At 59.9% G+C, this 12,977-nt stretch carries 13 protein-coding genes; 6 read left to right on the top strand and 7 right to left on the bottom strand.

From position 1 onward, the window contains the following. Positions 1-23: 23 nt before the first annotated feature. Genes BM485_12605 through BM485_12575 form a run of 7 tightly spaced genes read right to left on the bottom strand, consistent with a single transcriptional unit; the run spans position 24 to position 5,448 of the window. Entirely contained in the window at positions 24-1,520 is a 1,497-nt protein-coding gene (locus BM485_12605) for an NADH dehydrogenase (protein ID OKY74674.1), read from the bottom strand. Further along, positions 1,517-3,043 (bottom strand): hypothetical protein, encoded by a 1,527-nt coding sequence (locus BM485_12600; GenBank protein OKY74673.1) that lies wholly within the window; start codon positions 3,041-3,043, stop codon positions 1,517-1,519. Before BM485_12600 ends, BM485_12605 begins: the two co-directional genes overlap by 4 nt. Beyond that, positions 3,009-3,341: a hypothetical protein gene (locus tag BM485_12595; protein OKY74672.1), complete on the bottom strand. Its 333-nt coding sequence runs from the start codon at positions 3,339-3,341 to the stop codon at positions 3,009-3,011. Before BM485_12595 ends, BM485_12600 begins: the two co-directional genes overlap by 35 nt. After that, complete coding sequence (locus tag BM485_12590) at positions 3,338-4,369, bottom strand: hypothetical protein (GenBank protein ID OKY74671.1); 1,032 nt, start codon at positions 4,367-4,369, stop codon at positions 3,338-3,340. Before BM485_12590 ends, BM485_12595 begins: the two co-directional genes overlap by 4 nt. Continuing rightward, positions 4,366-4,644 carry a Na+/H+ antiporter subunit G gene (locus BM485_12585; GenBank protein ID OKY74799.1) on the bottom strand — a complete coding sequence of 93 codons (279 nt, stop codon included), beginning with the start codon at positions 4,642-4,644 and terminating at the stop codon, positions 4,366-4,368. Before BM485_12585 ends, BM485_12590 begins: the two co-directional genes overlap by 4 nt. Before the next feature lie 58 nt (positions 4,645-4,702). Beyond that, positions 4,703-4,963, bottom strand: coding sequence for a hypothetical protein (locus BM485_12580; GenBank protein ID OKY74670.1), 261 nt, complete (start codon positions 4,961-4,963; stop codon positions 4,703-4,705). Continuing rightward, positions 4,960-5,448, bottom strand: a complete 489-nt coding sequence (locus BM485_12575; protein ID OKY74798.1) for a hypothetical protein — start codon at positions 5,446-5,448, stop codon at positions 4,960-4,962. Before BM485_12575 ends, BM485_12580 begins: the two co-directional genes overlap by 4 nt. A gap of 221 nt (positions 5,449-5,669) precedes the next feature. Between BM485_12575 and BM485_12570 the strand changes: the two genes are divergently transcribed. Genes BM485_12570 through BM485_12545 form a run of 6 tightly spaced genes read left to right on the top strand, consistent with a single transcriptional unit; the run spans position 5,670 to position 12,966 of the window. Continuing rightward, positions 5,670-6,410 (top strand): hypothetical protein, encoded by a 741-nt coding sequence (locus BM485_12570; protein OKY74669.1) that lies wholly within the window; start codon positions 5,670-5,672, stop codon positions 6,408-6,410. A 21-nt stretch (positions 6,411-6,431) separates the two neighbouring features. After that, the gene (locus BM485_12565) at positions 6,432-8,429 is read left to right on the top strand and encodes a hypothetical protein (protein OKY74668.1); all 1,998 of its coding nucleotides are present in this window, start codon (positions 6,432-6,434) and stop codon (positions 8,427-8,429) included. Between the two features lie 12 nt (positions 8,430-8,441). Continuing rightward, the gene (locus tag BM485_12560; protein OKY74667.1) at positions 8,442-9,356 is read left to right on the top strand and encodes a hydrogenase; all 915 of its coding nucleotides are present in this window, start codon (positions 8,442-8,444) and stop codon (positions 9,354-9,356) included. 4 nt (positions 9,357-9,360) lie between these two features. Next, positions 9,361-9,999 carry a hydrogenase gene (locus BM485_12555; protein OKY74666.1) on the top strand — a complete coding sequence of 213 codons (639 nt, stop codon included), beginning with the start codon at positions 9,361-9,363 and terminating at the stop codon, positions 9,997-9,999. Positions 10,000-10,003: 4 nt separating this feature from the next. After that, positions 10,004-11,446 (top strand): hydrogenase, encoded by a 1,443-nt coding sequence (locus BM485_12550; GenBank protein ID OKY74665.1) that lies wholly within the window; start codon positions 10,004-10,006, stop codon positions 11,444-11,446. Further along, positions 11,443-12,966: a hydrogenase gene (locus tag BM485_12545; GenBank protein OKY74664.1), complete on the top strand. Its 1,524-nt coding sequence runs from the start codon at positions 11,443-11,445 to the stop codon at positions 12,964-12,966. The genes BM485_12550 and BM485_12545 overlap by 4 nt, the downstream gene beginning before the upstream one ends. The last annotated feature ends 11 nt before the right edge of the window (positions 12,967-12,977 follow it).

Raw genomic sequence — 12,977 nt, 5'->3', positions numbered from 1 at the left:
GATGGGAAATGTTGCTGAGCTTGTCACGGCGCATAATCCATGGCGACAATAAATTTCACCCAGGCCAGCGGGCTGAACTGGGCGTTGGCCAGCAAACCGACGACAACGACGACAAACGCCGTAACCAGCGGGGGCAGCAGCAACATCCAGTGGGTCTCAAAACGTCCGAATGTTCGTTCCACCGGCCATTTTTCCTCCTGTCCGCCGAACCAGGCGCTGACGACAATCGGCAGAAAATAAGCGGCATTGAGCAGCGAGCTTGCCGCCAAAACCCCGACCACCCACAGTTTGCCGGCATCAAGACCTCCCATGCCGAGATACCACTTGCTGACAAAGCCGACCATGGGCGGCACGCCGATCATGCCCAGGGCTGCGACGGTAAATGCCGCCATGGTGAGCGGCATGCGCCGCGCCACGCCAGGCAGCCGGCTGATGCGGTGCACCCCAAGGGTTTCAGCCAGATTCCCGGCGCAGAAAAACAGGGTGATCTTCATCAATCCCTGATGCACCAGATGCACAAGGCCCCCGATGGCGGCAATCGGTCCGGCAACGCTGATGCCGAGCACGATATACGACAGCTGGCTCACGGTGGAATAGGCAAGCCGCCTTTTCAGATCATCTTCCCGCAGGGCGCAGATCGACCCATATATAATGGAGATCGAGGCCAGCACGGACAAGGGAAAAAGCAGCCCGAGTTGCCGGGCAAACTCGATGCCGTAGACGTCATGCACAATACGGATAATGCCGAAGACCCCGGCCTTGACCACGGCAACCGCATGCAGCAAGGCGCTCACCGGCGCCGGCGCAACCATGGCCCGGGGCAGCCAGCCGTGCAGCGGCACAAGCGCCGCCTTGACGCCGAATCCCGCCATGAACAGGATAAAGATGAGCACCAGGCTCCTTTCATAATCAGGGCCAAGCGCGGGCAAAACCGAGGGGGCGCTGAATTCAAGCGGTCCGGCGATGGTTTGCAGCCAGACCACGGCAATGAATATAACCGCGCCGCCGCTCAGGGTGTATGCCAGATAGACCCGGCCGGCCTCACGCGCCTCCCTGGTGCCCCGATGAATGACCAGCGGATAGGTGGTCAGGGTCAGCAATTCGTAAAAAAGCAGAAAGGTCAGCAGATTGCCGGCCAGGGCGATTCCCACCGTGACGGTGACGCAGACGCTGAAATAGCCGAAAAACTGCCGCCGGTTCGGCGCATCCTCCAGATACGCAACCGCATACACCGTGGTCAGCAGCCACAACACGGTGGAAAGGGTGGCAAAAAGCGCCGACAGCGGATCGGAATGGAGAACCAGTTCCAGGCCGGGCATGATGGACCAGCGCATTTCAAAATCACTGCCCCGGAAGATTCCGACAACCAGTCCAAGCACCAGCAGCAGTTTCAACACCGCACCACCGAGATTGAGCAGGGTCCGCGGTCCGTGGCTTTTTTCCGGCAAGGCGAAGATGATCAATCCCGGCACAAGCGAGCTGAGCAGAATCAGGATGAGCAACCAGCCTCCCGGGTTCATAACGCAGCTCCGAGCCCGGCAAAAAACGGCGTGCCCCCTTCAAGCAGCCCCAGGGGATAGGCGGCAAAAAGCCCCATGACCATGGCGAGCACCGCGAGAAACAGGGCAGACCACTCCATGATCCAGGGGACATCCTGATTCTTATAAGGAAAAGGCGATTTGAAGGTGAGCAACGGACAAACAACCCGGTAAATATAAGCGCCCGACAGCAGACTGCCTGTTACCAGCATGATGCCCCACCACCAGTGGCCGCTCCGGAATGCAACGGCCAACAACAGCCATTTGCCGATAAATCCGGCGCTGGGAGGAAGACCGATGAGACTGACTCCCGCTACCACACAGGCAAATGCGGCGGTGGGGAGCTGCTCTTTGATGCCGCTTAAATCCTCAATGCGATCATGGCCGGCATGAAGGAAAATGGCTCCGGCGGCGAGAAACATGGCCGACTTGGCGAAGGCATGGGAAAGAACGAGAAAAACCGCGGCCTGCCGGGCGGAAATATCGCCGTCCAGGTGAATCAGCGGCAGGGCGATCAGGATGGAGCCGATCTGGGCCACGGTTGAATAGGCAATCAGCATTTTCAGCCTCTGCTGCAGCAGCGCCTGGGCCGCACCCCAGATCATCGCCGCACCGCCCAGGCTTCCCAGAATGACATATGCGGAAAAAGGCAGGAGATGGGCAAAAATGTCACCCCACAAGCGAAGCAGGAGATAAAGGGAGGCCTTGATTACCAGCCCGGAAAGGATGGCGCTGACCGGGGCCAGGGCATTGGCATGGGCGGAGGGAAGCCAGAAATGCAGGGGGAAAAGGGCGGATTTCATCATCAGGCCTGCCGTCAACAAGGCCAGAGCCGCCCATAAAAGCGGCGAGGGAGTTGCCAGTCGGCCCACGGTTGCCATGTCCAGCACCCCATGGGAGCGGTACAGCAGGGCAACCCCCAGCAGAAACGAGCATGAACCGAGAAGTCCCACCAGCAGATAGCGCATGGCGGCAATGCGGGAAGCGGACTTGCCGGACAGGGCGGTGAGAATTGCCGCGCAAAGCCCGACAATCTCCAGGGTCACATAGATATTGAAAAAATCCGCGGAAAGAAAGAGTCCGTTTAATCCCGCCCATAATATCAGCCACAAAGGCCAGAAAAACCGTTTCCGCTGTTCATGCCGGCGCGAGTTGCGGGCAATACCGATGCGCAGGGAAAAATATCCTCCGGCATAAAGAGAAACAGCACCACCCGTCACCGCGGTCATGGCGGTCATCAGCACGGACAGACCGTCCATTCTCAGGCTTATGCCCACCGGCAGCTGCCAGCCGCCAAGCTGATACCACCCCGGACCGGAAGAAAGCAGTCCCCTTATCAAAAAGAAAACAGCACCGCCATTGAGCCCGGAGACGACAAGACCGACCGGCGTGCCCAATGACGGCCGAAGAAAGCAGGCGATGGCTGCCGACAGGGGGACGACGACCAGGCACACTGCCCAGAACGAGGAATCAGCCACCGCCTTTTCCTCCCCTCTTCTTTTGATTTTTTTTTAACAGATACAAACGGTTGGATGTTTCCTGAACAAGCCCTGCCAGCACCAGGGCCACAGCGGTGATACTGACGGAAACAACGATCCCGGTGAGCACCAGGGCATGGGGAACCGGATCGGCCTGCCCTCCGTCGCCAGGGTATGCCGTCACGATGAGAATAAGAAAAACGCCGCCGGCCATAATGTTTGCGGAAAGAATTTTCCGCAGCAGATGGGAGGAACGGATCAGTCCGTGCAGACCGAGAGCCAGCAAGGCCAACCCAACGTAATTATAGAAAAAAACAATACTCATTCGTCGGACTCCCTTTCATCGTCGTACACGTCCCGCCCCGCTTCATGCTCCCTGTCCGCCGGTTTCCCACCCGCATACAGCGCGGCCAGCGTCACCCCTATGGAAAGGGCGGTCCCTGTTTCAATGAGCAGAATCCATCCCGCCGCACTCTCTTTTGGATACTCGAGCAGATTCGCGTCGCCCAGCATGCAGGCAACGGCCGCCAGCAGAAAAAGTCCGGGACCGAGCGCCAGACCGCAACGCAGCAGGGAGCCTGGCACCGCGCGAACCGGCGCCGGGTCGGCAAGGAGCATGAGAACCCCGGCAGCGGCCAGCACCGCTCCTCCCTGAAAGGCCCCTCCCGCCTTGTGGCTGCCGCCCCATATCAGATATCCGGCAACAATGATCATCAACGGCACCAGCAAACGGACAAGCGTCTGCAAAACCTGTCCGTCACCCCCATCACGCATGACCGGGGCACTGCCGGCCAACGACCAGACCCCAAGGACGGCAAGAAAAAGAACCATCACCTCAAGCAGGGTGTCGTAGCCGCGAAAATTCAGCAGTACCGCGGTCACCCGGCTTTCCACCCCGCTCTGGTCCATCAGCAGATCGATTGCCGGGCCAAGATGTGTCCGGGCAACCGGTGTGACGGCAAGCGCCCAGGCCAGAAGCCCCGTAAAACATCCAAGCAGCGCCAGGGTCGCGCCATAGGCCTTTTCGCGGGTCAGGCGCGTGGACGATTTATCCTTCCTTCGGGCAAAACCTCTCTCCTCATCATGATCAAGTCGTCTTTCTCCTTTGGCGGAACGCTCGATGCGGCGCAGGGCGGAAAGAAAAAGCGCGCCGGTAAGCCCCGCTCCGATTGCCGCTTCCGCAAGGGCCACATCCGGTGCCTGCAACCGGACCCAGGTCAGGGACATGAGCAGGCCAAAGGAGATGTAAAGCACCACCGCCCGGAAAAGATCGCGGCTGGCCAGCAATCGCCAGCCGAGCAGGGGCAGGGTGACGACAAGCATGATGTCAAAGAGCAGGGTAAAAAGGCTCATGACCGTGACCAGGGTTCTATTTTTTTCCGCAGGGCGGCCCGGGCGATCAGATGGCAGGAAGCGGAACCGGCAATAAGCACCAACAGCCAGATAAAAAAGAGTTGTACGGCGATACGCCAGTTCTCCGACTGCAGCGCCAGACCGGCAACGACGAAACCAAGACCGACATTGTCCGCCTTGGTCAGTCCATGCAACCTGGTGTAGATATCAGGGAAACGCAGCAAAGCCACGGTGCCGGAAACAAAGAAAGGAATACCGATGCAGATGCACAGCATGCCGATAGTGGAAAGAATCACGCGCCACTCCTTGTCGAAATGTCCGGTCGCGCCCTTGTCACGGCCCCTTCCTCCACGCCCGCAGCACAAACGCCACGCCGGTAAGGGCCGCAAGCAGTGAAAAGACCAGGGCAATGTCCCGGGGCGCCTCGCTGCCCAGTCCTTTTCCCAGCAGAAGGAGAATCGCCACCCCGCAGGTGCCGAACAGCTGGGCCGCCATCATGGAATCGGCGGCGGTTGGTCCGCGCAGAATACGGATGAGACCAAGAACAATGGAAAAAAGCAGCACCAGGGCCGCCATGAGATGAATGGACATCAGCCTTCCCCGCCACCGAGCGCATGGAATTTAAAAATTCGGGATATCCTCCGCTCAAGCAGCTGAATCGAGGCCCATACGGGAATATTCTTGTCGATTGAATGAATGGTGATGCACTTCCCCTGAAAATCCGCGCTGATGGTGCCGGGCAGCAGACTGATGCAGTTGACCAGCAGCACCCGCGGCGGACCCGGAGGCAAACTGATGGTATAGGTCAGCAGACCGGGATTCATCGGCATGCGCGGGTCAAAGGCCCGGCGCATGACATCGCAGCCGCCCAGCAAGGAGAGCTTCAGAAAAAAGGGGACAAAACGGAGAAGTCCGAAGGGACTGATTGCGCAGACATGGGAAGAGGCAAACAGCAAACTGAAAAAAGTCGCCAGCAACGTGACCGGCAGACCGATGATCCAGCTTTGCACCTCATCACCGGCCAGTACCTGCCAGAGTAGAATGAAAAAAACAAAGCGCGCCGCCCCTTTGCTGAACAATGCGCCGGGGGGACCGGAAAAAGCATTTTTTCGGTCAAGCATGCATCTCTCCTCATGATGGATAATAAAATGAAATGCTTGGAAAAAGTATATGGCGAGATCCCGTTGAATGTCAAAAGGAAAGGAATTTGATTTTCCGTGCAGCTCTTTTCTGTTGACAGCGTTTCGCTTTTCAATTATCAAAGCCCTCTCAAGACAGAATAGGTCAAACTTGGACATATATGGACAAATCATTCATCAACATCAAAGAGTTCGCGAGAAAAATGGGTGTTTCCGACAAAACCATTTACCGCATGCTCACCGACAATCAGATTCCTTTTGCCTTGAAAATGGGCGGGCAGTGGCGCTTTCGCATCGAGGCGGTTGACGCCTGGCTTGCCGGACAAACCGGCATGACTTTCGGGACCGAGGAAGTCAACTACAACATCACCGTGCGCGGCGCCTTGACCAACGGCTCCGTTCTCTACCGCATCCATGGGGATAATCGGGATGAGGCGCTGGACGAGTTGCTGGCCACCATCCCCCATACCGGCGGATTCGATTCCTCCACCATCAAGATGTCCATCCTTGCCCAGGAGTCTCTTGTTTCTTCCTCCCTGAAGGGCGTTGCCTGCATGCGGCCGAGTCGAGGATATTCCGCCCTTGTGGCCAACTCCATCATGCTGCTGGCCTTTCTGGAGCAACCAACCGACTTCAAGGCCCTGGACCGGCAGAAGGTGGAGATTATCATCCTCACCCTGCCGGCCAATGAGGTTGAGGAGGCCATCCTGGACACCAGGTTGCGCCGCCTGCTGATGGAACCCGCTTTCCTGGCTGAACTGAAAAAACAGCCTCCCCGCAAAGAAATCCTGCAACTGATCCAGGAATCAGAGGAAAGACTTCTGCCCCAACCGCTGAGGAAACAGGCCTCCGGCAAGGGAAAAAAAACAAAACCGTCTCCAAATCCTTCCGCATCCTCGTGATTTCATGTCGGCGCGACATTTATGATTGACACTCTTTTCCCCACACTCTTTAAGCTTTCCCTGGCAATACTTGTCGGCGGCGGCCCGCTTTCCCTGCTGGCCTGGCGCCGTAACCGGCTTGCCCACCTGATCGGCGCAGCCTGCGCCATCAGTGGTGCGCTCCTCGGCTTGAGCGGGTCGCTCGGCATGCTCTGCACCGGCAAGGTGACGCTGTACAGCTTTGCCTGGGACGCGGCCGGAGTCGGCTTTGCACTGCGACTGGACAGCCTCGCCGCCTTCTTCCTGGTGCCGCTTTTCCTGCTGCTCGGCAGCTGCGCCGTCTACGCCATCCGCTATCTTGACCTGCCGACGCGGGGCTTGCAGGCGGCGCGTCACTGGTTTTCCTTTACCATGCTGGGCGCCGCCATGGCCCTGGTGGTGAGCGCCGCCAACAGCCTGGTCTTTCTCGTTGCCTGGGAAATGATGTCGCTTTCTTCTTTCCTGCTGGTGGTGCATGATCTGCAAGACGATGAAGTCCGCAAGGCCGGCTGGATCTATTTTGTCGCCACCCGGCTGGGCACCGCCTTTCTTTTTCTGCTCTTCCTGAAGGAATTTCACCTGACCGGCAGTTTGGATTTCACCGCGCTGCCCACCCTGCCGACCGGCACGGCCATTCTCTTTTTCTTCCTCGGCCTGGTGGGCTTCGGCACAAAAGCCGGGCTTTTTCCCCTGCACAGCTGGTTGCCCGGCGCCCATTCCGCCGCGCCAAGCCATGTCTCCGCCCTGATGAGCGGGATGATGATCAAGACCGCGGTCTATGCCTTGCTTCGTCTTATCACCCTGCTGCCGCCGCTTCCTCCCTGGTGCGGCCTGCTGTTGGCCCTGCTCGGCATCACCGGCGCCCTCTACGGCATCGCCCTGGCATCCATGCAGTCCGACCTGAAACGCTCGCTGGCCTACTCGACGGTTGAAAATATCGGCATCATCTTTCTCGCCTTAGGCGCCTGGCTTTTCTGCCGCAATGCGGGTTACCAGACGGCCGCAGGCCTCGCCCTGGCCGGAGCCCTGCTCCATATCTGGAATCATTCCCTTTTCAAGGGGCTGCTCTTTCTCGGCGCCGGATCAATCATCCATGCCACCGGCACCAGGGAGATGTCCGCCATGGGCGGCCTCATGCGCCGCATGCCGCTGACCGGCGGCCTCATGGTGCTGGGCGGAGCGGCCATCTCCGCTTTGCCGCCCTGCAACGGACTCATCGGCGAACTCCTCATTTATCTCAGCCTGCTGTCCACCGGCCAGTCGGCATCCGGGGCAATGGCTTTCTTTTTCATGCTGCTGGTCATCCTGCTTGCCATGACCGGCGGCATGGTACTGCTGACCGTAACCCGGATTATCGGTATCATCTTCAGCGGCGAGCCGCGCAAAAGCACCGCCATCCCTCCCCACGAAGCCCCCTGGTCGATGATCGTTGCCATGAGTCCGCCCGCAGGCCTCTGTCTTGCCATCGGCATCTTCCCCGACCGGTTTCTCCGGCTGCTGGAAGGGCCCCTGGCCGTGCTCGCGCCGGAGAACGTTTCGCTCTTCGGCACGATGATCGGCACGCTGCCCTTCGGCACGGCCTGGAGCCTGACCTGTATCGTTTTTTTCACCCTGTTCTGGGCCGTGCTCGCCCTGCGCCTCCGCCACCGCCGCAAGACGGTCGCCACCTGGGGCTGCGGCTATCCGCTGCCGAACAGCCGGATGGCATACACAGCCGGCGGCTTTGGACAGTTCATCCAGGATGAGGCCTACTGTTCCTGCCTGCGGCCCGTCGTTGACAAAGCAACACCGCTTCATCCGTTCCCTGCCGTCATGCGGCATGCCCAGCAAAGTTTCGATCCGGTGCTGCGCCGATTCCTGACCCCCCTTTTCCTGAAAATGGCCGGTTATGCCCACACCTGTCGCCGTCTGCAGGCCGGTCAACTGGGGATCTACATATCGTATTTTTTTCTCACCACCATTCTGCTGCTGGGATGGATTATCTATTCCACCCAGGGATGACATCGGAGGCCCATGGTCACTTCGTTTTTCTTTCATCTTGTTCTGCTGCTGCTTCTTTCCCCCCTGCTGCCCGGCATCATTGCCAGGGTCAAGGCGATCATCGCCGGACGGCGCGGCCAACCCGTGCTGCAGCTTTACTGGGACATCGGCAAACTCTTCCGCAAGGGGATGGTCTTGAGCTCCACCACAACCTGGGTCTTTCGTGCCGGACCGCCGGCGGGCGTCGTCGTTCCCCTGCTCGCCGCCATGCTGGTCCCATTCGGCCCCATGGCGGCGCCGGTTTCCTTCAGCGGCGATTTGATCCTCTTTGTCTATCTGCTGGCGCTTTCCCGCTTTTTCATCGTTCTGTCCGCCCTGGATACCGGTTCGAGCTTCGAGGGCATGGGAGCGGCCCGCGAGGTTACCTTTGCCGTCCTGGTGGAACCGACCATCTTTGTCGCCTTCATTGTTCTGGCCCGGATCGCCGGGGATTTTTCCTTAAATGCCATGTTCAATGTCGGGACCACGGGACAGCTGCTCCAATCCGAAGCCGCCATTACGCTGCCGTTTATCGCACTCTGCCTCTTTGTCGTGCTGCTGGCTGAAAATTGTCGGATCCCCTTTGATGACCCCAACACCCATCTCGAACTGACCATGATTCACGAGGTGATGGTGCTGGACCACAGCGGACCGGATTTCGGGCTCATTCTCTACGGCGCCTCCATGAAGCTGCTGCTGTTCGCGGCTCTCATCATGAACCTGCTCCTTCCGGCCACCGGCAACAATCTCCTTGACATGGTCAGCTTCGCCGCGGGCCTGATTGTCCTTGCCGTGGCGGTTGGCCTGGTGGAATCGGCCATGGCCCGACTGCGGCTGACCAGGGTACCCCAGTTGCTCGTCGGCACCACCCTGCTTTCCTTTTTTGCCCTGATTCTGCTTCTGAGGTGACGGCATGAACGATTTCAACAGCATCATCCTGCTTTGCGTTATCCTGCTTAATTTTTTCATCCTGGGTACCAGCCGTCTGGCCGCCTGCATCCGGGTCACCGGCTTTCAGGGCGGCCTGCTGTCCCTGCTGCCGCCCGTCATTCACGGTCTGACTTTCCATACCATGTTTCTTGCCGGCACCGCCCTGGTCATCAAAGGCTTCGTCATTCCCTGGCTGCTGATGCGGGCCATCCGTCAGGTGCACATCAGGCGGGAAATCGAACCGCGCATCGGCTACGTCGCCACCCTGATGATCGGCGCGCTGACCACGGCCGGCGCCTTCATCTTCGCCGACCGGTTGCCCCTGCTGCCCCAGCACCTGCATTCACTGTTCATCCCCGCATCGCTTTCCACCATGGCGGCCGGTTTTCTCATGCTGATCACCCGGCGCAAGGCCATCACCCAAGTGGCAGGCTACCTGATCTTTGAAAACGGCATCTTCATCTTCGGCATCCTGCTGGCCGAGGCCATGCCCTTCATGGTTGAGGCGGGAATCCTGCTTGACATCCTGGTTGCCATTTTCGTCATGGGCATTGTCATGAACCATATAAACCGTGAGTTTTCCTCCACGAACACCGAAAATCTCTGTCTCCTGAAAGAATAGCCCTATGACCCTTTCCATCCTTCTCTTTCTGCCCCTTGCCGCCGCACTGGCGGCCGCCGCCCTGCCATCCGCCCGTTTGCGGCCGTGGATCGTTGCCGCGACCGGGCTGGCGCATCTGCTGCTTGTGCTGCAGATCGTCGCCACTCCCCAGCCGGTTCTCATTCCCGGCACCATGCTCGGCCTCGATGCCATGGGCCGCCTGATACTGCTGTCGGTCAGCCTGCTTTATTGCGCCTGCGCCTTTTACGGCATCGGCTACTTCCGCACCCACCCGGACTGGGAGAACCGCACCTTCATCGTCTGCCTGCTCGCCATGCTCAGCGCCATGACCCTGGCCACGGCCGCCCGGCACCTCGGCCTGCTGTGGGTTGCGGTGGAAGCCACCACCATCCTCAGCGCCCCGCTCATCTATTTTAATCGCAATCGCTTTTCCATCGAGGCAACCTGGAAGTATCTGCTGCTTTGCTCCGTGGGCATCGCCCTTGCCATGCTCGGCATCTTTTTCGTCGCTTACGCCGGACTGGCCGGCAGCGGCAAGGAAAGTCTGCAAATCGACCACATGCTCGTTCTGGCCCCGCAATTCTCCAAACCCTGGCTGCGGGCCGCTTTTGTCTTTCTGCTGGTTGGTTTCGGCACCAAAATGGGGCTTGCGCCCCTTCACTCCTGGAAGCCGGACGCCTACGGCGAGGCACCGGGCCTGGTGGGCGGCCTGCTGGCCGGCGGACTGACTTCCGTCGCCTTTCTCGCGGTGCTGCGGGTCATGCAGATCATGGGCGCGGCCGGTGAACAAATTCTGGCCAACCAGTGCCTGCTGGCCCTTGGCGTCGTTTCCCTGGTTTTTGCCGCTATTTTCGTTATCCGACAGCGGGACATCAAGCGGATGCTGGCTTACTCCAGCGTCGAACACATGGGGATACTCGCCGTCGGTATCGCCATCGGCGGCCCGGCCACATACGGCGCCATGCTGCACGTCATCAACAACGCCTTGACCAAGGGCTCCCTGTTCATGAGCGCCGGCAACATCCACCGCTACTTCGGCAGCAAAAGAATGTGCGAAACCCAAGGGGCAATCAGCGTGCTGCCCTGGTCCGCCAGCCTGTTTCTCGCCGGTTTCCTCGCCATTGCCGGATCACCGCCCTTTGGCCCCTTTATCAGTGAATTCACCATTCTGCGCGGCATTTTCTCCGGCGGCCACCAATGGCTCGGCCTCGCCGGCATCTTTCTGCTGGCCGTCATTTTTATCGGCATGAGCGCAACGGTGGTGACCGTTTCCCTGGGAACCCCCATGGATATCAACAAGACCGCGGACAACATCGACGAAAATTTCATGACCGTGGCCAGCCCCCTGGCCCTGATGGCCGCGGTGCTGGTCCTCGGCATCTATCTTCCGGAACCGCTGCGCGTACTGCTGCGCGACGCGGCATTGCTGATGGAGGTGAACCGATGAGCACGCCCCCCCGCATCGTCAATGGCGGCACCCTGCCCCTGGCCTCCATCCCGTTGCTGCAGCATGAGGAATTCAGCCTGCTCATGAAAACCGCTCTCACCGGCAAAGAACGGCTGGCCGCCCTTTTTGCCGTACCGGGAAATAACGGCACGGGCGAGGTCACACTTTACGCGGTGACGGCCTCGCCGGACAGCGGCACCCTTACCGTCTTCGGCCACGAAGCGGCAACGAGTTTTCCCTCCCTCACCCCGGAACTGCCCCAGCTCCATCTTTTTGAACGGGAAATCGCCGAACAGTACGGGGTCGCTTTCCCCGGCCATCCCTGGTTCAAGCCGGTGCGTTTTCACGCCACCTGGAACGGCGCAGCGGACCCCTGGCAGCGTCCGACCGGACAGCATCCCCTCGTGGGCGACATGGACTTTTTCCAGGTGGAGGGCGATGAAATTCACGAGGTCGGCGTCGGTCCGGTGCATGCCGGCATCATCGAGCCCGGTCATTTCCGCTTCCAGTGCTACGGCGAAAAGGTGCTTCACCTGGAAATCTCCCTGGGCTACCAGCACCGGGGCATGGAACGTTTGCTGCTTGGCGGTCCCTGGCCGCAAACGCCGATGCAGATCGAGACCATGGCCGGCGACACCACCATCGGCCACATGACCGCCTACAGCCGGATCATCGAATCCCTGTCCGGCTGCCGGGTCTCAGCCCGGGCCCAGTTCCTGCGCGCCGTGGCCCTGGAGCTGGAACGGCTGGCCAATCATGTCGGCGACATCGGCGCCATGGCCGGCGACGTGGGCTATCTGCCGACCTCTTCCTTCTGCGGCCGCCTGCGGGGCGATTATCTGAACATGACTGCGACCCTCTGCGGCAGCCGTTTCGGCCGCGGCCTCGTCCGGCCCGGCGGCGTGCTTTTTGATGCGGGGCCGGAAATCCGGGACAAAATCCTCACCGCCCTCGACCCGGTTGCCAAGCACACCACCGGTGCCCTTGATCTCTTTTTCGATACCTCCTCGGTGCTGGCCCGCCTGGAAGGAACCGGCACCGTGAACCCCAGGGATGCCGTCGGCCTCGGCCTGGTCGGCGTGGCAGGCCGGGCCTGCGGCATCGACTGCGATGTCCGCCGCCATTTCGACCCTGAAATCCATGGCACGGACAATGTACCGGCCATGACGTCCTCCCACGGCGACGTTTTTGCCCGCGCCATGGTGCGACGCAACGAGGTAATCCATTCCACGGACTGTCTCCGCCGACGCCTCAACGCCCTGCCGGATGGCGCATGCCGCCGGGAAACAGCCGATCTGGCCCCGGAAACCATGGCAATCTGCATGGTGGAAGGCTGGCGCGGCACCCTGACCCATGCGGCCATCACCGGCATCGACGGGCGCTTCAGCCGCTACAAGGTGATCGATCCCTCTTTCTTCAACTGGAATGGCCTTGCCATGGCCCTCAGGGATGGACAGATTTCGGATTTCCCCTTGTGCAATAAGAGTTTCAACCTTTCCTACTGCGGCTTTGACCTGTGATCCGCAAGGTG

The organism is Desulfobulbaceae bacterium DB1 (genome assembly GCA_001914235.1).
Lineage (GTDB): Bacteria > Desulfobacterota > Desulfobulbia > Desulfobulbales > SURF-16 > DB1.
The sequence above is the reverse complement of the archived record's forward strand: the minus strand, read 5'-3'. Positions and strand labels throughout refer to the sequence as shown.

Bases quoted from the DNA above. Each gene is read 5' to 3' on its own strand.
- BM485_12605 (OKY74674.1), bottom strand. From the start codon at position 1,520: ATGAACCCGGGAGGCTGGTTGCTCATCCTGATTCTGCTCAGCTCGCTT.
- BM485_12595 (OKY74672.1), bottom strand. From the start codon at position 3,341: ATGAGTATTGTTTTTTTCTATAATTACGTTGGGTTGGCCTTGCTGGCT.
- BM485_12590 (OKY74671.1), bottom strand. From the start codon at position 4,369: ATGAGCCTTTTTACCCTGCTCTTTGACATCATGCTTGTCGTCACCCTG.
- BM485_12585 (OKY74799.1), bottom strand. From the start codon at position 4,644: ATGCTGTGCATCTGCATCGGTATTCCTTTCTTTGTTTCCGGCACCGTG.
- BM485_12570 (OKY74669.1), top strand. From the start codon at position 5,670: ATGGACAAATCATTCATCAACATCAAAGAGTTCGCGAGAAAAATGGGT.
- BM485_12565 (OKY74668.1), top strand. From the start codon at position 6,432: ATGATTGACACTCTTTTCCCCACACTCTTTAAGCTTTCCCTGGCAATA.
- BM485_12560 (OKY74667.1), top strand. From the start codon at position 8,442: ATGGTCACTTCGTTTTTCTTTCATCTTGTTCTGCTGCTGCTTCTTTCC.
- BM485_12555 (OKY74666.1), top strand. From the start codon at position 9,361: ATGAACGATTTCAACAGCATCATCCTGCTTTGCGTTATCCTGCTTAAT.
- BM485_12550 (OKY74665.1), top strand. From the start codon at position 10,004: ATGACCCTTTCCATCCTTCTCTTTCTGCCCCTTGCCGCCGCACTGGCG.
- BM485_12545 (OKY74664.1), top strand. From the start codon at position 11,443: ATGAGCACGCCCCCCCGCATCGTCAATGGCGGCACCCTGCCCCTGGCC.